We start from the raw sequence: 17,548 nt of genomic DNA on the forward strand, positions 1-17,548 counted from the left end.
CGCCATCTCCCTCTACCAATCCCGCCAGCTACCAGGCACCTGATTAACGACCTGAAAAGAGGCGCCATTCGATATATTGCTCAAAACACCGGCATCGTACTTGGCATCATAGGTACCATTGGCATTACCCAGTTGATAGTTGGCAACCATAGCGCCGTTTACGATGGCGCCACCCGTCAACTTCACATCCGTTGCTGCAGAAGCTGGATTTGATGAGTAAGCGAACACGAGGCCATACAGAACGGTATTACCGTTCACTGCCAGATTGCCATTACGCACGATCAGAATGACTGGTGCGGTCACAGAGCCAACATTCGCAGAAGGCTTGCAATCACCATCCACTATGACAAGACCCGTTGACGTCGGGCCAAGGCTGCTGCAATCGGTCAACTTTTGGGTCGCTCTAGCCTCCAGATTTGACCAACCTGTCGCATCATCCTTTTCATTAAATAGATACCAGACCAAATCGGTCGGGAAAGCCGTATCGTTGTCCTTGATATCTGACTGTTTATCCCCTTTCTGGCTGATATTGGCAGAGCACCCCCCGTTATAATCCCCCTGATGACAGGTTTGCCCCGTACCAGTTATGAGGTCGACATTACCATTGGTCCAGACCGACAGAGGAACGCCAAGACCGCCACCATTTGGGTTGGCCACAATGGTAAAATTACCCCCCACTGCCATACCACCAGCAACAGTCAAGGGAGCCGCAGGAGTGCCGGCCAACACACTGAACCGAACGACTTTGGTTTCTACTACCACTTGGGCCTGATCATTGCTTAACGTCGCCTGGGAACGCACTATGACGGGGGTCACCGCCACAGATCCCACCGTAATAGCGGCATCGTCAACAGATGACAATGTGTAGCTCCCAGTCGTTAAAGTGGTTGTTGCCCCGCTGGTACGCCAAGTGGGATCAAGAGCCAGCCGCCCAAGTCCATCAGCCAGGCCCACCTCAGCCATCGCCATCGCTTGTCGATAGAGCACCTCATTGAGCGTTACCCGCCGATCTGCAACCAGCATCTTGCCAACCAGCAGCGAGATACCGAGCAGGATCAACACCAGCAATAGAGTGATGGTAAAGGTTGTAAAACCGGACTGTCGCTTCATCTCAGTACCCGTCGTTACGCAATTTGATATCGCGCTGCAGAGTCAAGGTCAGCGCAGGGGACGCTTTGAAACGACCGCTCACCATCAGTTGCAGCGCTCGTGCCCCGCTGCCCTGACTGCTCGGCAACAGTTTCAGCGTCATCCCGGTGATCTCAATGGTGTCATCGGTCGAAATAAAAGTGCCATTACCGCATGTTGTGGAACCAGTTCCCTGTTTGATTCCTTTATCAGCGCTCAGATAGCTGTATACCAAGGTGTCATCTGTGCCCAACACACCGTTCCCATCGTTGTCATAACGTACTCTGACACAGGTATACAAACCGGAACCGGTAGCTGTTTCATTCATCAAGTCTGTAACGGTATCAAAGTAGAAACTGGATCGGCTGCCAGAGGGGGCTGCAAGAAACTGGGTTGCGTTGGCGTCATAACCGGCCCGTTGAATGTCCCGAGCGATCATGTCGGTCAGAGCCTGTACTTCCTGATTCAAACGGCTGGTCTGCATGGCGGTATAGTTAGCCTTGAGGATGGTGGCAAACAATGATGTCACTGCGGCAACCAGCAGCAAACCAGCCACCATAGCCACCATCAGCTCGACCAGACTAAAGCCCCGCATCTTCAATTGCATGCAACCTCCCCGATCACACTGCTGACTGCACAGGTTCTCACTCGACCCAGATTGCTGGTGATCACTTTCATGCTTGCATTAGACGAGGTGACCGTAATATTGCCGCTTGGCAAAGTACCGCGACGGGGTGAGAAGGTGATGGGCCGAGTGTTGCTGGCACTCTCGGCATATGAGCCCGTCAGGATAATCCCGGGGAATTCACTAGCGTCAGCTCCTTTGCGCCCTTCCAAGCTGGAGCAAGTATCGCTGCAGCTTGCACAGCTGCTGTCACCATCAATACTGATGCGATAGCACCAGTTACTGGTACCGCTGTTGAAGATAATAAACTGCAAGGTGCGATTACGTTTGATCGCCTCTGACTTGAGCAGCATGATATCCGTGTATACGGCCTGAGTAGCCGCCTTGACCATCTGCTCCTGGCGCAATGACTGATAACTGGGGATCGCCACGGTCAGCAGCAACGCGACCAACGCGACAGCGATCATCAATTCAATCACGGTAAAACCGGCTGAGCGGCCTTCTGCGCATTCCATTGGCTAAAGACTCCTTTCTTTTCGCACATGCCAGTAGAGTATGAGGTCAGTGCTATCCTATAGTATCTACCTGTTTAACGAACCCTGCCGCGCCCATGAGAATCAAACAATCTGGAATCACCCTGCTGGAATTGATGGTGGTCGTTGCCATTGTTGCCATTATTGCTGCTGTCGCCTACCCGAGCTTTACCGACGGTCTGCGTAAATCTCGTCGAGCCGATGCCATCAAGGGCTTGTTGACCATGCAGCTCAAACAGGAAGAATTTCGCATCTCCAATGCCAGTTACAGCAGTGCGATAGCCAGTGTGGGCAACCCAACCAGCGACCACTACACCTTTAGCATTTCTGGCGCCACCGCCACCGCCTACACACTGGTAGCCACCAGCAAGGGGGCCCAGGTCGGCGACAAGGCCGGCAATACGGCCTGTGATACCCTGACTATCAACAAGGCCGACACCAAGACTCCTGCCGCCTGCTGGTAACTGACTACCAGCACTCGGCAGCCGTCATAGTGGCCATCGACACTCCCTGCAGCCCCCCCTGATCCAGAGTTAGCAGGCCGCAGGGGTCGCCATTCATCACACCGGTCGGAATAGCCGTCAGGGTATAACGGGCCCCGCTGACATTGAGCGCCATATTGTAATAAGCAGCACCACCATCCCTCGGCAGGGTCGCCAAACCGGCAGAAGCCAGGTTACCGGCGTCGTAATTGCCATTGGCAGTAAACTCCCGCTCCAGATATTGCGCCGCTTCCAGCAACACAGCCTTGGCTTCGGCCCGCTTGGCTGCCGCCATGTAGTTGTTGTAACTGGGGTACGCGATCGCGGCCAGAATGGCGACCACTGCGACCACTATCATCAACTCAATCAGGGTAAAACCACGTTCCATGCCAACCTCTACTCCAGTTGCAACCAGGACTGGCGGCCACCCAGATCGCCTGCCCCCTCTTCCAGCGTGACCGAGATATTTCCGCTGGAGCCGCTGATATATTTGCGCTCCATCTCGGCATCTTCCACTACGCTTGGCGTCGTGGTGAGCTCATCAAATTGCTTGCCGCTGACCGGCACCTTGATGTCATTGCCGGCTTCATCCTCGATCGCGACGTAATCATCATCGTTGACGGCCCCGTCGCCGTTAACGTCAAACACCGAGTAGGTGAGTCTGGCCCCCGAGATGGGATCCAGCTCCATCAGCCAGGAGCGGCCACCAAAGTCACAGGCATCCGCCGACGGGATCAAGGTATTGAAGATCAGTCGCTTATGCCGATAGAGCATCTCGGAGACGGCACGCTCACCGACCCCCTTGCTCAAGCCTGGCGATTTCAATAGCAGATACCAACCCTTTTGGCTGGTGTAATTGACATTCCGGTTGGAGACCACCCTCACATTGAACTTGATAGTGGTGCCGTTGGCCACAAACTCATGGGTGATGCTCTGCTGCAACAGCTGGCTACTGAGCACGGTAGCCCCCGTATCCCAGATACCGTACACCGCTTCCAGCCTCGGCGTAGCGGGAACCAGTTTGTCATCATTGGTAAAATAACTGCCAGTCCCCATCATCACCATAACCCCCCCTTTAGGGTGCCGAATAGCTAAAGGACGCATGGTGATCGGCTGACGCGTACCGGCACTGCAGCTGCCATTACAGGCCTGGAACAGCGGCTTGGGCTTGTTGCCCGTTTTCAAAGCACTTCCCCACTGGGCACTGTTTTTGTCAGTCAGATCGAATTTCCACAGATTGCCGTGCAGGTCACCGGCATAGACATAGTCGACAACCCTGTCCCCGTCTTGATCTACCGGCAAGGGGGAAGATAGACCATTGGGCTCGCTGGAAGACCCTACCTCGGTATCAATCTCTTTGATGATGGCGCCAGTCGCCAGATCCAGTACAAACAGCCTCGCAGTCTGACTGGTGCTGTTGTAACCATTCGCAACCAGAGCAACCCATTTGTTGTCGGCTTTGACCCGCACCAGAGTGGGTGCCGCCAGTGCAACCCCCATTTCGCTATCGGTGAACTCCCACAGCATCTTGTCGGCGGTGAAGTTATCCGGGGCCGTCACATCGATGGCAAATACCGCCTTGCCACCGGCACCGGTGGATCCCAGCAAGATGCTCTTCCAGCGACTGCCCAGATAGGCATCGCCTACCCTGGGCGTCCCATCCACATAGTAGCGATGGCTGTAATTCGGTCTGGTCAACTGATTCAGCTCGCCCAGCAGGCTGGACGGGATATAGGCCAGTCGCTCGACACCGTCGGCGACTCGAAATCCGTGCAGCATACCGTCATTGGCACCGACATAGAGCATGGGTGGGCGCCGGGTAATCGCCGTCGAGCTTAGAAAAGCTTGGTAACCCTCCCGCTCGGTCTGGGTCAGACCGGCTGCACTGCTGTAACCGTAATCACGCTTGCCCACGTAGACGGGATCAGAATTGATGATGTCGCCGAGCAGATCACTACGATTACGAAACGCACCACCATTACGCTGCTCACCACTGCGATCACCGCGCAGATAGGCGACACGGCTTTCTCCCTGGTTGTCACCAGCGACATTGAATAGAGCTCGGTTGGTCACATTCAGCGTATCCCAACGAAAGGGGATGCCGACACCATCTTGCCGGGTGAAGATATTGCGTGCCGAAGGCTCGGGGATCAAGGTAGCGGCATCCCAAGCGATCTCCCCAAGGGTGCCATCGCTGTTCAGCGGGATCGAGACCAGTTGCCCCGACCAGTCGCCGCTGTTGTAGCGGGCTTGGTAGATGTGGGTATTGCTGTCCAGCCGGGTTGCGTTGGCGGTTACCGAGCTGGCGGAGCTGTTGCGCGCTGCGATCTGGGCAAGGGTACTGCTCAGAGCTGCGGCAAAGATGTCGGGGTCACCCGCGCTGAAAAAACTGCCCTTGCTGTTGAGTGCCGCGTGCCACAGGTCATCAATCTTGTACTCCGGAATGTAGGTCGCATTCTTGTACTCCTTGTCATCCGGATCATGGGGATTGGGCCAACGGCTCGGGATACCGTTGGCAGGATTAAGGGAACCGTTGACGCCGAGTCCGACGGTAAAGTTGACCAGATGCTGCCAATTGGCCGGATCCGCCGTGCTGGTTGGCACCTTGTTGGCGAGATCGGGGCGCAGATCTCTCTTCCAGTACTGGTAGGCCACATCGGCCAGCGTATTCTCGATGCTATCTTTGTCCTGATCGCCGACCGAGGGGGAATCACCGTTCCAGTAGCCATCCGTCATCAGGATGTTGTAGCTCTGGCGGCAAGTCAGATGAGGAAGCGTGCTGCCGGCACGGGCAGACCAGGGGCCATTATTGTCACTGCGGGAAAAATACTCCCCTACCTCTTTCAGGCCGGTACGCAGCGGTGTCCCCTTCGCCAAAATATCGCGGCCATACAGTTCATTGAAAAATGCGCTTCGGTCGGTACCCGAAAAAGGGGTGACACCACGAATAACACTATCCTTGGCGTTGATGGTGGCAAAGCCGACCCGAATTCCCTCTCCCTGACTGGCAAAAGCTCGTCCCACGCCTGCACGAGCAGCCAAAATCCGCGAGCGGTAATAGGTATACCAGTTGGCAAAGTTCTGGATCTCTTCGTCATAGCTACAAAGGGGAGCGTTTTTGCAGTCACTGCGATTGGGGCGACCGTCATAGACGGTGGCCACCGCTTTGTTTATCACCACCCTGGTATAGTTCTTGGCGTTGAATACATTGCCACTTCCCTTGTAGTCAAAATAGACAGCCGGCCAGAAACTCTCGTCTTGGTTGTAATAATCAGGAGAAAACTCAGTGTAATAGATGGCCCACCATGCTCGATTGGTTTCAGTCAGGTTGCGACAACCGGCCGCCGTCTTCATAGGGTTGTGAGGGGCACAGGTCACTTTGGCATTTGCCATCAAGGAGCCATCCGCATTGGCCCAGGGACGATAGGTCAGCTGCGGGTTGTAATAGAGCTTGTTGTTATGGCTGGAGCGCACGTAGGCATTGCGGGCATTGTCGCTAGCAAAGGTGATCGTATAGTTGGAGTAATCGTCATTCCCATAAACATTGTTGGCTCGTGGGTAGACATAGCGTGCTTCGTTCTCGATCAAGGACTCGGGCATGATCTCGAAATGCATCGAACCCGAATCATCCAGGGTAAACATGATATTGGGATCGGCCCGGGTGCCGAGATAGAGGGGAACCTGGGCAATATCGAGCGCCGCCTGCGCCGAAGTGCAGCAGAGCATCACCGAAAGGCCAAAACCGAGTTTGCCCATACCCCGCCTCCTAGCGACTATAGGTCGATTGCAACAGCACCCGGCTCTCGTCAGAGAGACCAAATCCCCTTGCAGTAATACGATATAGACGACGCTCACTGATGGGCTCATCGACTGCCAGATCCTCGCTCCCCCCCTGGGTATAGGGCAACCGTTCGATAAAGTATTCGGGAGCACGCCCCACCAGACCACTGTTGGTATAGGTACGCCAAGCTGTCGAAGGGGAGGCAGGATCCACCGCGGTGTCGATAAATTCATACAGGCCCGCGCTGTTGTCATAGGGACCCGAGTTGCCAGCCTCGATATAGCGCTCGGCAGCGCGCAGGCCCGCTTCTGCCGCCTGCAATGCCTGCAGCGCCTCTTTCTGGTTACCCGCCATCTTCTCTTGCAACTGCGCCCCACGCATACTGGCCATACCCAGCAGGCTCACCATGACCAGAAAAATCAGGCTGATCACCAGCGCCATCCCCTGCTGTCGATCCATCATGACTGGGCTCCTCAAGGTAGCCGGTTGCGCAGCGCAACTGTGGTTTCGGCGACCCAGTACCAGTTGCGATCGTTCGCCCGGAAGGTGGCTCCGGCAAAGCTAAGGGCCTGCGGAGACGACACCACATTGCCTTGGTTACTGCGCATAAGAAGCTGTACTCCAATCCCCAGTACATTGTTCCAGTTTGGATTGCTGGCGGCGCTCACATAGCGATCTGCCGCCCGATCCCGGTTCTGATCCTCGCCGAATGTAAGTTGCATATTGGCCACCCCTTCGATAAGGGGCATACCTGCAGCCACCCCGTTCTTGCGATAAAGCGCGTAGGGGCTGCTGGCAGAGGGGCGGGCGATATAGTAGAGACGGGTTTCCACCCTGTTCACGACCGAGCCAAGACCGAATCGCTCCTCGGGTGGGCTGCTGGCCCCCCCCCAGGAACTGCTGGCATTGCCTGGCGTATATTTGTTGTCATTGGAGTGGACGATATTGACCTCACGCCCCCCTGCCACGCTCTGTACTTTGGTGACCTGAAATATTCTGGCCTTCTGACAGTCGGAGACCATGACGATATCTCCCTCGCACAGATCGCTATAACCCTGTGCGCCGGAACCACAATAGTCGGCCTTGCTGGATAGCTGCTGCACAAACAGCTGGGCGGCACTGTTATGATTATCACGACTGAGCGGAACCCCAACCCCAACCGGCCCCTGAACCAACAGGATATCGCTACCCGGCATGGGTCTGGGCTCGGAGCCGCTGAACAGAGCAGACAGCGCAGTTGGTAAAGTTGCCGTTACATTGTCGTAACCACGCAAAAAAGTGGTGAAGTTGTAGGGCAGTGCTGTGCTGTTGTTGAGGGTATTGGTGATATTAACCCCCTGTTTGCTGAGACACCCCTGATAGCCCACCATACGCAGCTCTTTTTGCAGCAGATTGGTGGCAAATCCGCTATCTTCCCGCACCCGGGCAATGGCCTCGCCAGTGAGATAGGTTTTGTGATTGCCGAGAAACACCTGAATCATGACCCCCACCGTTATCAGCGAGAGCACCAAGGCGATCATCACCTCGACCAAGCCGATCCCGTGCTGGTGTAGCGGCAAACCGCTCCTGCTCATAGGTCCGTCCTCAGGATCATGCTGCGCGACGCAGGATCAGTCGACAGCCGACTGCTATCCCACTGAATAGTGATGGTGGCCCTTCCGGCACTGACCGATACGGCGCCATCGCCACCTGGTAGCTCGGCTACGACCCGCTTCCAGTGTTGCAGATCCTGAACCGCCATAGAGCTACCCGAGACAGTTTCGCCCAAGTCGATATTGTATTGCCCGTTCAGAGCCGCGCTGCGATTAGCCCGCATCATGTCGTTGATCATGTATGCATACTGGGTCGCCTCGGTACGCGTCAGCGCCGACTGGTTACTCTTGAGAGCCTGCAGTTGCAGAGTCGCCATGCCCAGAATACCGATGGAGAGCACCAGTACCGAGATCATGATTTCAAGCAGTGACAAACCCCGTTCTCGCATCATGGGCAGCTAGCCTCGGTAATGGAAGGGCGACCAGCCACTGTGATGTTGATATCACGGGAGGGCTCATTCCGACACTCATCAGGACGCAGGGAAAATACCCGTGCCAACGGAGTGCGGCCATCAAGAAAACCCTCGCTATTAAAACGCAGCAGGGAGGTATTGCTGCTCAATACCCCGCCCCCCATGTCGGGAAAGCCTCGCAACAACTCACCATTATCCAGTATGCCGTTACCGTTGCCATCGACCCAGATCTGCCAGCCAGCCTCCCAGTGATGCTGGGTCAGGTTATCGGCAGAGGCGGAGAGGGTCACTACCGTGTTGCGGCGAATGGCTTCTGAGCGGGCAAGGTTGATGGCCGCAACAAAGTTGTTAGCCTGAGTATTGAGAGAAATAGTGCGCAGCAAAGCGTTGAAGGAAGGAACCCCCAACGTGAGTAACAAAGAGACGAGCGCTATGGTGACCATAAGCTCGATAAGGCTAAAACCTGAACGCAAAAACATCCTGTTTCGCTCTGATTTGTTCCAGGAGGACAGACACAATCCATGTGTGCTAAGCCAGAATAAGGGCTTGCTGGCAGTCTATGCCGGGCACTTGGGGTTTCAATCCCGGCAATGCAAAAGTTCGAGCTACATCATCAATTTTTGCTGCGATCTGGTTGCGAACATGCACAAAGGACTCGTTGGGACCAAAAAAGCCACCTCAACGAGGTGGCTTTGGCAATAAACCGACATCTAGCGAGATGACAGGGATCAGAGGATCCGCAGCTCGGGTGGTACCTCAAACACCACGTTCTCTTCACGGCCAGGATGCTCGGCGACGACATTGCCACCCAACTCCCGCAGGCGTGCAATCACGGACTGCACCAGCACCTCGGGAGCGGACGCACCGGCAGTGACGCCGATCGCCTTCACGCCCTCTAGCCAGCTCGCCTCGATCATCGACGCATCGTCGATAAGATAGGCTCTGGCGCCCACCTTCTCGGCCAGCTCGCGCAGACGGTTGGAGTTGGAGGAGTTGCGAGACCCCACCACCAGCATGGCGTCCACCAGCCCCGCCATCTCCCGCACCGCATCCTGACGGTTCTGGGTAGCGTAGCAGATATCGTCCTTGCGCGGCCCCTGGATCTTGGGGAAGTGCTTGCGCAGCGCATCGATCACGTCAGAGGTCTCATCCACGCTCAGGGTAGTCTGGGTGACGAAGCAGAGGTCATCCGGATTCTTCACCTTGAGCTTGGCCACATCTTCAGGCGTCTCCACCAGATACATGCCGCCTTCGCGATTCTCGTACTGCCCCATGGTCCCGATCACCTCGGGGTGACCGGCGTGGCCGATGAGCACAGCCTCGGAGCCCTTGCGGCTGGCACGATGCACCTCCATGTGCACCTTGGTCACCAGCGGACAGGTGGCATCGAATACCTTGAGGGCGCGGGACTTGGCCATCTCGCGCACTGTCTTGGCCACGCCGTGAGCAGAAAAGATGACGATGCTGTCGTCCGGCACCTCGTCCAGCTCCTCGACGAAGACTGCGCCAGCCTCTTTCAGCTTGTTCACCACATAACGGTTATGCACCACTTCGTGGCGGACATAGATGGGGGCACCGAACTTCTCCAGCGCGCTCTCGACAATGCTGATGGCGCGATCAACACCGGCGCAAAAACCGCGAGGGTTAGCGAGCAGAATATCCATTAATGCACCTTCTCCTCATCATCAACGCCCAGGATCTCCACCTCGAAGGTGACGGTATGACCGGCCAGCGGGTGGTTAAAATCGACCGTGACCGACATCCCGGCTACCGCCCGGATAATGCCCGGCAGCTCGCTGCCATTGGGCTGATCGAACAGGATGATGGTGCCGACTTTTGGCTCCACATCGGCGCCAAACTTGGCACGGTCGAGATGGTAGATGTTATCGGGGTTGGAGAGGCCAAAGGCCTCTTCCGGCGCCAGAGTAAAACTCTTGCTCTCCCCTTCGCTCAGCCCCAGCAGACACTGCTCGAAGGTGGGGGTCAGGCTGCCATCGCCCATCCGCAGGCGGGCAGGTTTGCCGTGCAGCGCCGTGCTGTCGGCAACCGAGCCATCTTCCAGCTTGATGGAGAAGTGGAACAGCACGCTGCTGTTAGCGGTGATCTGCTGGCTCATGCCTGCTCCTTTTTCTCACCACGGAAACCGTCCAGCACAATCATGGCGGCCCCGATAAAGATAAAGCTGTCGGCCAGATTGAATGCCGGCCAATGCGCACGCTGCCAGTAGAAGTCGAGGAAATCGACCACATGGCCCAACACCAGCCGATCAAAGACGTTACCAAGGGCGCCGCCGATGATGAGTGAATAGGCGATACCGCTCCAACGCTGGGCCACCGACTGCTTGCGCAGCCAGTGGATCAGCAATCCACAGATGGCAAAAGCCAGCACCGCGAAGAACCAGCGCTGCCAGCCCCCCTGATCAGCCAGGAAGCTGAATGCGGCGCCCTTGTTGTAGACGTGAACCAGATTGAAGAAGGGGGTGATCTCCACCCCCGGGTAACCAAATGGCAGCAACTTGACCACGGCGAGCTTGCTCGCCTGGTCCAGTACAAAGGCCAGCACTGCCAGCCACAGCCAACGCAGGCCGCTTTTATGTTGAGTCATGTTCATCAGGCAAATTGACGAGTTTCGCCGTCACCCTCAACGTTGGTGACGCAGCGACCACAGATCTCTTCGTGACCCGCAATGGTGCCCACATCTTCTACATGGTGCCAGCAGCGGTCGCACTTGGCGGCAGCAGACTGGGCCACGCTCAGCCACAGGTCATCACGCTCGGTCGCCACAGAGCCTTCCGGCGCAGTGTCAGCCTCAACAACCTTGGCTTTGGAGGTGAGCAGCACGAAGCGCAGCTCATCGGCCAGGGCATTCAGGCGTGCAGCCAGCTCCGGCTTGGCGAACAGGGTCAGTTCGGCCTGCAGGGAACCGCCGATACGCTTCTCGCCACGAGCCACTTCCAGCGCCTTGTTCACTTCACCGCGCACGGTGAGGATCTCGGCCCAGAACTCGTCGTTGAGGGTTTCACCCGCTTCCAGCCTGAACAGGCCGTCGTACCACTCTTCGGTGAAGACGAACTCGCCGCGCTCACCCGGCAGCAGCGCCCAGATTTCATCAGCGGTGAAGCTCATGATCGGCGCCATCCAGCGCACCATGGCCTCGGCGATGTGATAGAGGGCGGTCTGGCAGGAGCGACGGGCCAGGCTGTCAGCCTTGGCGGTGTACTGGCGATCCTTGATGACATCCAGATAGAAGGAGCCCATCTCGATGGAGCAGAACTGCATCAGCTTCTGGGTTACGCCGTGGAAGTTGTACTCGTCGAATGCTGCCATGATCTCGGCCTGTACCGCTTTGGCACGACCCACAGCCCAGCGATCCACCACCACCATGTCGGCAGGCGCCACCATGTCGGTCGCCGGATTGAAGCCGTTCAGGTTGGCCAGCAGGAAGCGGGCGGTGTTGCGAATACGACGATAAGCATCGGCGGAGCGCTTGAGGATCTCGTCGGAGACAGTCATCTCGCCGGTGTAGTCAGTGCTCGCTACCCACAGACGCAGGATGTCGGCACCCAGCTTGTTCATTACGTCTTGCGGGCTCACCACGTTGCCGATGGACTTGGACATCTTGCGACCCTGACCATCCACAGTGAAGCCGTGAGTCAGCACCTGGTTATAGGGAGCCTTGTCTTTCATGGCCACACCGATCATCAGGGAGGACATGAACCAGCCACGGTGCTGGTCAGAACCTTCCAGATACATGTCGGCCGGCTTGCCGTTGAACTCGGGACGGGCATCGACCACGGAGGCGTGGGTAGAACCGGAGTCAAACCAGACGTCCAGAGTGTCAGGCACCTTGTCGTACATGTCTGCATCGGCACCCAGCAGCTCCGCCTTGTCCAGATCCCACCATGCCTGAATGCCGGACTGCTCGACCCGCTTGGCTACTTCGTGCATCAGGCGCACGGATTCCGGATGCAGTTCCTGGGTCTCTTTGTGGACGAACAGGGAGATAGGCACACCCCAAGTGCGCTGACGGGAGATACACCAGTCAGGACGGTTCTCGACCATCGCCTGAATGCGGTTTTTACCCCAGGCCGGTACCCAGCCGCTCTGGCCTTGCTGGGTAATGCCGTCCTTCTCGATGCGCTCGATCTCCTCCAGCGCGCGCTTGCGCAGACCCTTCTGCTCCATGCTGATGAACCACTGCGGGGTGGCACGGAAGATGATCGGGGTCTTGTGACGCCAGCAGTGCGGATAGGAGTGGTTGAACACCTTGTGATGCAGCAGGGCGCCGCGTTCGGTCAGCACTTCGATCACGGAGGCGTTGGCCTTGAACACATGCTGGCCGGCAAACAGTTCGGTATCCGGCAGGTAAACACCGTTGCTGCCAACCGGGTTGGCCACTTCCAGACCGTACTTCTGACCGACCACGAAGTCTTCCTGACCGTGGCCAGGGGCGGTGTGTACGGCGCCGGTACCGGCATCCAGGGTAACGTGATCACCCAGTACCACCGGCACATCGAAGCTGTAGAAGGGGTGGTTGAAGCGCAGCAGCTCGAGCGCGGCACCCTTGGCATAGCCCAGATTGTGGAACTTCTCGATACCGGCGCGATCCATCACGTCCTTGACCAGCTCGGCGGCCAGGATCAGACGCTCTGGGTGCTCACCTTCAACCTGCACCAGTGCGTAATCCAGATCGGCGTGCATGGCGATGGCGCGGTTGGCTGGCAGGGTCCACGGAGTAGTGGTCCAGATCACCGCAGAGATCGGGCCCTTGCCGGTGTGGCCTTCGGCACAATCAAACTTGGCGGCAACGGATGCCTCATCAACGGCCTTGAAGCGCACATCGATGGAAGGGGAGTTCTTGTCGTAGTACTCCACTTCGGCTTCAGCCAGCGCGGAGCCGCAATCGGTACACCAGTGCACCGGTTTGGAACCTTTGTGCAGGTGGCCGTTTTCAACGATCTTGGCCATGGAGCGGATGATGTTGGCTTCGGTGCCAAAATCCATGGTCAGGTAGGGGTGTTCCCAGTCGCCCAGCACACCCAGACGGATGAAGTCGGTCTTCTGCGCTTCGATCTGGGTCTTGGCGTATTTGCGGCACTCGGCGCGGAATTCGGCAGCGGAAACCTTCTCGCCCGGCTTGCCGACCATGCCTTCTACTTTCAGTTCGATAGGCAGACCGTGGCAATCCCAACCCGGCACATAGGGGGAATCGAAACCGGAGAGGCCCTTGGACTTGATGATGATGTCTTTGAGGATCTTGTTGACCGAGTGACCGATGTGAATGTTGCCGTTCGCATAGGGGGGGCCATCATGCAGAATGAAAGAAGGCTTGCCCGCTTTGGCGCGGCGAATAGCGCCGTAGAGATCCTGATCGTACCAACGTTTCAGCATGTTGGGTTCGCGCTTGGCCAGATCGCCACGCATCGGAAACTCGGTTTCCGGAAGATTCAGGGTGTGTTTATAGTCGCTCATCAGTCCTGGGTTCCCTTCTTTTCTAAAAGAGTGCTGGGTAAATTGAATTGTGGCAGCCCGAACCAGGCTCGGGCCGCCAGGGCATCTCGTTCGATCTGCTCTTTCAAGGCAGTGAAAGAGGCAAACTTCTGCTCTTCGCGCAGCTTGTGGCGAAGCAGCACCTTGACCTGCTGACCATATAGATCACCAGAAAAATCAAATAGATGTACTTCCAATCTGGCTTGTGTACCGCTCAAGGTTGGCCGTACACCCACATTGGCTACACCGGGGAAGGTCTTGCCGGAACATATCACTTCCACCGCAAACACGCCACCGACCGGGATCACCTGACGCTTGAGGGCCAGATTGGCGGTGGGAAAACCTATGGTGCGCCCCAGCTTGTCGCCGTGGGCCACACGGCCGCTGATGGTATAGGGGCGGCCAAGCATCAGCTCCACCTCCGCCATCCTGCCCGCTTTCAAGGCCTCACGTACTAGTGTGCTGCTGACCCGCTGCCGTTCGAGCTGGAAGCTCTGGGTACTGATCACCTCAAAGCCGAAGCGATGACCCGCCTCCTCCAGCAGGTGGAAGTCCCCTTCCCGCCCCTTGCCGAAGCGAAAATCGTCGCCGACCACCAGATAGCGCACTCCGAGCTTCTCCACCAGCAACTGCTCGATGAATGTCGAGGCCGCCTGCTCGGCAAAGCGGTGGCTGAAGCGCACACAGAGCATGCGGTCGATATGCAGCCCCTGCAGCGCTTCATACTTCTCCCGCAACCGGCTCAGCCGGGCGGGCGCAGCTGTGCCGGCAAACAGCTCCAGCGGCTGCGGCTCAAACAGCATGACGCAGGCGGGCAATCCCAGCTGGGCCGCTTTCTCCTTGAGACGTGCCAATACCGCATGGTGACCCTGATGAACCCCATCAAAGTTGCCAATGGTTAATACACATCCCCGGTGACGGGGCTTGAGATTGTGAATGCCGCGAATAAGCTCCATCAGTGCCTTGTGCGTTGCTGCCATGGAAATCGGCGGATTATATATCAGGCAGCAGGCAGGGTCAGCCCTCATAGCCTGATTTCAACTATCCGGGCCCAAGCCCGCCCATCTGCGGCGCCATGAGGCACTATCCCCATGGCACCGCAGGATCACGACTACTGCTGCCCCGATTTAAGGTGACGCGGCCGAATGCCCAGCAGTAGCAACACCACGGCATAGACCCCGGCCCCCAGCGACAGCAGCATGGTCAGCTGCAAACTGGCCTTGCCCATGCTCCATGCACCCCACTGAGCCAGATCCGGCGACAGATAGGCGAGCACGCCCCCCATCAGCACGCTGGCGACCAGCAGCTTGAGGCAGAACACGCCGGTATGGCGGGAGGGACGATAGACGCTCTGCTGGTACAACCCCTTGAACAGCAAAGCCGCATTCAGAGTACCCGAGCAGGCGGTCGAGAGCGCCAACCCCACGTAACCGAGCGGGTAGATGAAGATGAGGTTGCAGACCATGTTCGCAATCATCGACATCACCCCGATCCGCACCGGCGTTTTGGTGTCCTGACGGGCGTAGTAACCGGGCGCCAGCACCTTGATCAGCATCAGGGAGAGCAGACCGGTAGTGGAGGCCAGCAGGCTGGCGCTCGACATGCTCACTTCATGCAGGCCGAACTCGCCGCGCATGAACAGCACTCGCAAAATGGGCTCGCGCATCACCGCAATGCCTATCATGGCGGGCAGGCCGAGCAGCATCACCATCCGCACCCCCCAATCCATGGTGCGGGAGAAGTCGGCAGGGTCTGCATCCACATGCTTCTTCGCCAGCGCAGGCAGGATCACGGTACTGATGGCCACCGCAAACAGCCCGAGGGGGAACTCCAGCAGGCGATCAGAGTAGTAGAGGTAACTGATGGCACCGGTCGCCAGGAAGGAGGCGAGCATGGTGTTGACCAGCAGGTTGATCTGGCTGACCGATACCCCGAACAGGGCAGGGATCATCAGGGTGCGGATCTTCACCACCCCCGGGTGATGCCATCCCCACTTGGGCCATACCAGCATGTTGATTTGGCGCAAAAAGGGGTACTGGAACAAAAACTGCACCAAACCGCCCAAAAAGACACCAATTGCCAGCGAGATCTCAGGTTTGTCCATCAGCGGCGCAATCCACCAGGCCGCCGCAATCATGGTGATGTTGAGAAACACCGGCGTAAACGACGAGACCGCAAAGCGGCCGAAGGTATTGAGGATGGCCCCCGCCATGGCGGTAAAGGTGATGAACCAGAGGTAGGGGAAGGTGATTTTGAGCATCAGACTGGCGAGCTCGAACTTCTCGGCCGCAGGGCCGCCATGCAGCCAGTCCCAGAACCAGCCCCAGCCAAACAGAGCTGTCAGCACACCCGAACCGAGCACACCAAGCAGGGTGACCACAGTCACTATCCCCCCCAGCGTGCCCGCCACCGCCGCCAGCAATTCACGCACTTCCCCCTCGTCGCCATTTTTCTTGTACTCCGTCATCACGGGAACAAAGGCCTGGTTGAAGGCACCTTCGGCGAACAGACGACGCAGAAAGTTGGGAATGCGATTGGCAAAGAAGAAGACGTCGGCGGCCACCCCGGCACCGAGCAGATTTGCGATGACCACATCGCGAACCAAGCCCATTACGCGGGATGCCAGCGTCATTCCGGACACTATCATGCCGGATTTGATCAATTTCTTACTCAAGACGAGGCCTCTGGAACTGTCAGAATGAAAAGAATGCTGCTAGAATCGGCCGACAGTTTAACCGTCTCCCTACTGACACACCACCGGGAGGCGGTGTTTATTTGCACAAATCATTTGACAATATGTGGTTGGAAGGGCATATTTCCGGGCCTTTTCAATACACTCGCTAAGACAGTTTTAGGAGTTTTACCTTGGCTAACATCAAATCTGCTAAGAAGCGCGCTCTTCAGTCAGAAAAACGCCGTCAGCACAACGCCAGCCGTCGTTCCATGACCCGTACCTACCTGAAGAAAGTCATTGCTGCTATCGCCTCTGGCGACAAAGCTGCCGCGACTGCCGCTTTCGCTGTTGCTCAGCCGATCATGGATCGTATGGCGACCAAAGGCCTGATCCACAAGAACAAAGCTGCTCGTCACAAGAGCCGCCTGTCTGCCCAGATCAAAGCTATGGCTTAATCAGCTTCTGCTGATCAAAGCTGAAAAAACCGGCCTTAGTGCCGGTTTTTTATTTATCTGCGCTGCAATAAAGTCGATGCAGCAAACTGATCATTTCACGTACCTCATGGCTGCGCAGCGAATAGTAGACCGTCTGGGCCTCTTTACGTGTCGTCACCAGCTCATCCCGCCGCAGCAGGGCCAGATGCTGTGACAAGGCCGACTGACTCAATCCCAGTCGCTCGTTGAGCTCCCCCACCGACAGTTCGCGCTCCAGCAACTGGCACAGAATAAACAGTCGACGTTCGTTGGCCAGCGCCTTGAGCAAGGCCACCGCTTTACTCGCATTGGCTTCCATCTCTTCAAGTTGCATCACATCTCTCCTCTACCACTCATC

The 17,548-nt window shown here is 57.1% G+C and carries 18 protein-coding genes; 2 read left to right on the forward strand and 16 right to left on the reverse strand.

Annotated elements, in window-relative coordinates:
* Positions 1–12 precede the first annotated feature (12 nt).
* Genes WBR25_RS17945 through WBR25_RS17955 form a run of 3 tightly spaced genes read right to left on the reverse strand, consistent with a single transcriptional unit; the run spans position 13 to position 2,268 of the window.
* Positions 13–1,110, reverse strand: a complete 1,098-nt coding sequence (locus WBR25_RS17945) for a PilX N-terminal domain-containing pilus assembly protein (RefSeq protein WP_144715018.1) — start codon at positions 1,108–1,110, stop codon at positions 13–15.
* Position 1,111: 1 nt separating this feature from the next.
* On the reverse strand, positions 1,112–1,735 hold the full coding sequence (locus tag WBR25_RS17950; protein ID WP_123173786.1) for a PilW family protein: 624 nt from the start codon (positions 1,733–1,735) through the stop codon (positions 1,112–1,114).
* Entirely contained in the window at positions 1,726–2,268 is a 543-nt protein-coding gene (locus WBR25_RS17955; RefSeq protein WP_100646787.1) for a GspH/FimT family pseudopilin, read from the reverse strand. The genes WBR25_RS17950 and WBR25_RS17955 overlap by 10 nt, the downstream gene beginning before the upstream one ends.
* A gap of 95 nt (positions 2,269–2,363) precedes the next feature.
* On the opposite strand from WBR25_RS17955, the gene WBR25_RS17960 reads away from it, so the two are divergent.
* Positions 2,364–2,750: a type IV pilin protein gene (locus tag WBR25_RS17960; protein ID WP_100646788.1), complete on the forward strand. Its 387-nt coding sequence runs from the start codon at positions 2,364–2,366 to the stop codon at positions 2,748–2,750.
* A gap of 4 nt (positions 2,751–2,754) precedes the next feature.
* On the opposite strand, the gene tppA is transcribed toward WBR25_RS17960, so the two are convergent.
* From tppA to murJ, 12 genes are all read right to left on the reverse strand, one after another.
* A complete protein-coding gene (tppA, locus tag WBR25_RS17965; protein ID WP_100646789.1) occupies positions 2,755–3,156 on the reverse strand; it encodes a type IVa pilus pseudopilin TppA in 402 nt (133 codons plus the stop codon).
* Between the two features lie 8 nt (positions 3,157–3,164).
* Positions 3,165–6,524 carry a pilus assembly protein gene (locus WBR25_RS17970; protein WP_304520252.1) on the reverse strand — a complete coding sequence of 1,120 codons (3,360 nt, stop codon included), beginning with the start codon at positions 6,522–6,524 and terminating at the stop codon, positions 3,165–3,167.
* A 10-nt stretch (positions 6,525–6,534) separates the two neighbouring features.
* Positions 6,535–7,011, reverse strand: coding sequence for a pilus assembly PilX family protein (locus tag WBR25_RS17975; protein ID WP_234920576.1), 477 nt, complete (start codon positions 7,009–7,011; stop codon positions 6,535–6,537).
* An 11-nt stretch (positions 7,012–7,022) separates the two neighbouring features.
* A complete protein-coding gene (locus WBR25_RS17980) occupies positions 7,023–8,123 on the reverse strand; it encodes a PilW family protein (RefSeq protein ID WP_201947061.1) in 1,101 nt (366 codons plus the stop codon).
* Entirely contained in the window at positions 8,120–8,515 is a 396-nt protein-coding gene (gene pilV / locus WBR25_RS17985; protein ID WP_272950156.1) for a type IV pilus modification protein PilV, read from the reverse strand. The genes WBR25_RS17980 and pilV overlap by 4 nt, the downstream gene beginning before the upstream one ends.
* Positions 8,516–8,529: 14 nt before the next feature.
* A complete protein-coding gene (gene tppE, locus WBR25_RS17990) occupies positions 8,530–9,033 on the reverse strand; it encodes a type IVa pilus pseudopilin TppE (protein ID WP_100646794.1) in 504 nt (167 codons plus the stop codon).
* A 249-nt stretch (positions 9,034–9,282) separates the two neighbouring features.
* Entirely contained in the window at positions 9,283–10,218 is a 936-nt protein-coding gene (gene ispH / locus WBR25_RS17995; RefSeq protein ID WP_279499030.1) for a 4-hydroxy-3-methylbut-2-enyl diphosphate reductase, read from the reverse strand.
* Positions 10,218–10,670, reverse strand: coding sequence for an FKBP-type peptidyl-prolyl cis-trans isomerase (gene fkpB / locus WBR25_RS18000; protein ID WP_005341354.1), 453 nt, complete (start codon positions 10,668–10,670; stop codon positions 10,218–10,220). The genes ispH and fkpB overlap by 1 nt, the downstream gene beginning before the upstream one ends.
* Positions 10,667–11,164: a signal peptidase II gene (gene lspA, locus WBR25_RS18005; protein WP_019445577.1), complete on the reverse strand. Its 498-nt coding sequence runs from the start codon at positions 11,162–11,164 to the stop codon at positions 10,667–10,669. The genes fkpB and lspA overlap by 4 nt, the downstream gene beginning before the upstream one ends.
* Complete coding sequence (ileS, locus tag WBR25_RS18010; protein ID WP_479748815.1) at positions 11,164–14,025, reverse strand: isoleucine--tRNA ligase; 2,862 nt, start codon at positions 14,023–14,025, stop codon at positions 11,164–11,166. The genes lspA and ileS overlap by 1 nt, the downstream gene beginning before the upstream one ends.
* Complete coding sequence (ribF, locus tag WBR25_RS18015) at positions 14,025–14,999, reverse strand: bifunctional riboflavin kinase/FAD synthetase (RefSeq protein WP_019445579.1); 975 nt, start codon at positions 14,997–14,999, stop codon at positions 14,025–14,027. The genes ileS and ribF overlap by 1 nt, the downstream gene beginning before the upstream one ends.
* 155 nt (positions 15,000–15,154) lie before the next feature.
* The gene (gene murJ, locus WBR25_RS18020; protein ID WP_479748817.1) at positions 15,155–16,717 is read right to left on the reverse strand and encodes a murein biosynthesis integral membrane protein MurJ; all 1,563 of its coding nucleotides are present in this window, start codon (positions 16,715–16,717) and stop codon (positions 15,155–15,157) included.
* A gap of 191 nt (positions 16,718–16,908) precedes the next feature.
* On the opposite strand from murJ, the gene rpsT reads away from it, so the two are divergent.
* Positions 16,909–17,172, forward strand: coding sequence for a 30S ribosomal protein S20 (gene rpsT / locus WBR25_RS18025; protein WP_005308808.1), 264 nt, complete (start codon positions 16,909–16,911; stop codon positions 17,170–17,172).
* A 49-nt stretch (positions 17,173–17,221) separates the two neighbouring features.
* On the opposite strand, the gene WBR25_RS18030 is transcribed toward rpsT, so the two are convergent.
* Positions 17,222–17,524: an ArsR/SmtB family transcription factor gene (locus tag WBR25_RS18030; RefSeq protein WP_013724128.1), complete on the reverse strand. Its 303-nt coding sequence runs from the start codon at positions 17,522–17,524 to the stop codon at positions 17,222–17,224.
* Between the last annotated feature and the right edge of the window lie 24 nt (positions 17,525–17,548).

The sequence above is a fragment of the Aeromonas sp. MTB genome, from assembly GCF_056632455.1.

What these genes read in the sequence shown, in the direction of transcription:
- WBR25_RS17975 (WP_234920576.1), bottom strand. Translation starts at nt 7,011, where the DNA reads ATGATGGATCGACAGCAGGGGATGGCGCTGGTGATCAGCCTGATTTTT.
- WBR25_RS17960 (WP_100646788.1), top strand. Translation starts at nt 2,364, where the DNA reads ATGAGAATCAAACAATCTGGAATCACCCTGCTGGAATTGATGGTGGTC.
- WBR25_RS17955 (WP_100646787.1), bottom strand. Translation starts at nt 2,268, where the DNA reads ATGGAATGCGCAGAAGGCCGCTCAGCCGGTTTTACCGTGATTGAATTG.
- tppE (WP_100646794.1), bottom strand. Translation starts at nt 9,033, where the DNA reads ATGTTTTTGCGTTCAGGTTTTAGCCTTATCGAGCTTATGGTCACCATA.
- WBR25_RS17970 (WP_304520252.1), bottom strand. Translation starts at nt 6,524, where the DNA reads ATGGGCAAACTCGGTTTTGGCCTTTCGGTGATGCTCTGCTGCACTTCG.
- ribF (WP_019445579.1), bottom strand. Translation starts at nt 14,999, where the DNA reads ATGGAGCTTATTCGCGGCATTCACAATCTCAAGCCCCGTCACCGGGGA.
- ispH (WP_279499030.1), bottom strand. Translation starts at nt 10,218, where the DNA reads ATGGATATTCTGCTCGCTAACCCTCGCGGTTTTTGCGCCGGTGTTGAT.
- WBR25_RS17980 (WP_201947061.1), bottom strand. Translation starts at nt 8,123, where the DNA reads ATGAGCAGGAGCGGTTTGCCGCTACACCAGCACGGGATCGGCTTGGTC.
- lspA (WP_019445577.1), bottom strand. Translation starts at nt 11,164, where the DNA reads ATGAACATGACTCAACATAAAAGCGGCCTGCGTTGGCTGTGGCTGGCA.
- tppA (WP_100646789.1), bottom strand. Translation starts at nt 3,156, where the DNA reads ATGGAACGTGGTTTTACCCTGATTGAGTTGATGATAGTGGTCGCAGTG.
- WBR25_RS17945 (WP_144715018.1), bottom strand. Translation starts at nt 1,110, where the DNA reads ATGAAGCGACAGTCCGGTTTTACAACCTTTACCATCACTCTATTGCTG.
- WBR25_RS18030 (WP_013724128.1), bottom strand. Translation starts at nt 17,524, where the DNA reads ATGCAACTTGAAGAGATGGAAGCCAATGCGAGTAAAGCGGTGGCCTTG.
- fkpB (WP_005341354.1), bottom strand. Translation starts at nt 10,670, where the DNA reads ATGAGCCAGCAGATCACCGCTAACAGCAGCGTGCTGTTCCACTTCTCC.
- ileS (WP_479748815.1), bottom strand. Translation starts at nt 14,025, where the DNA reads ATGAGCGACTATAAACACACCCTGAATCTTCCGGAAACCGAGTTTCCG.
- WBR25_RS17950 (WP_123173786.1), bottom strand. Translation starts at nt 1,735, where the DNA reads ATGCAATTGAAGATGCGGGGCTTTAGTCTGGTCGAGCTGATGGTGGCT.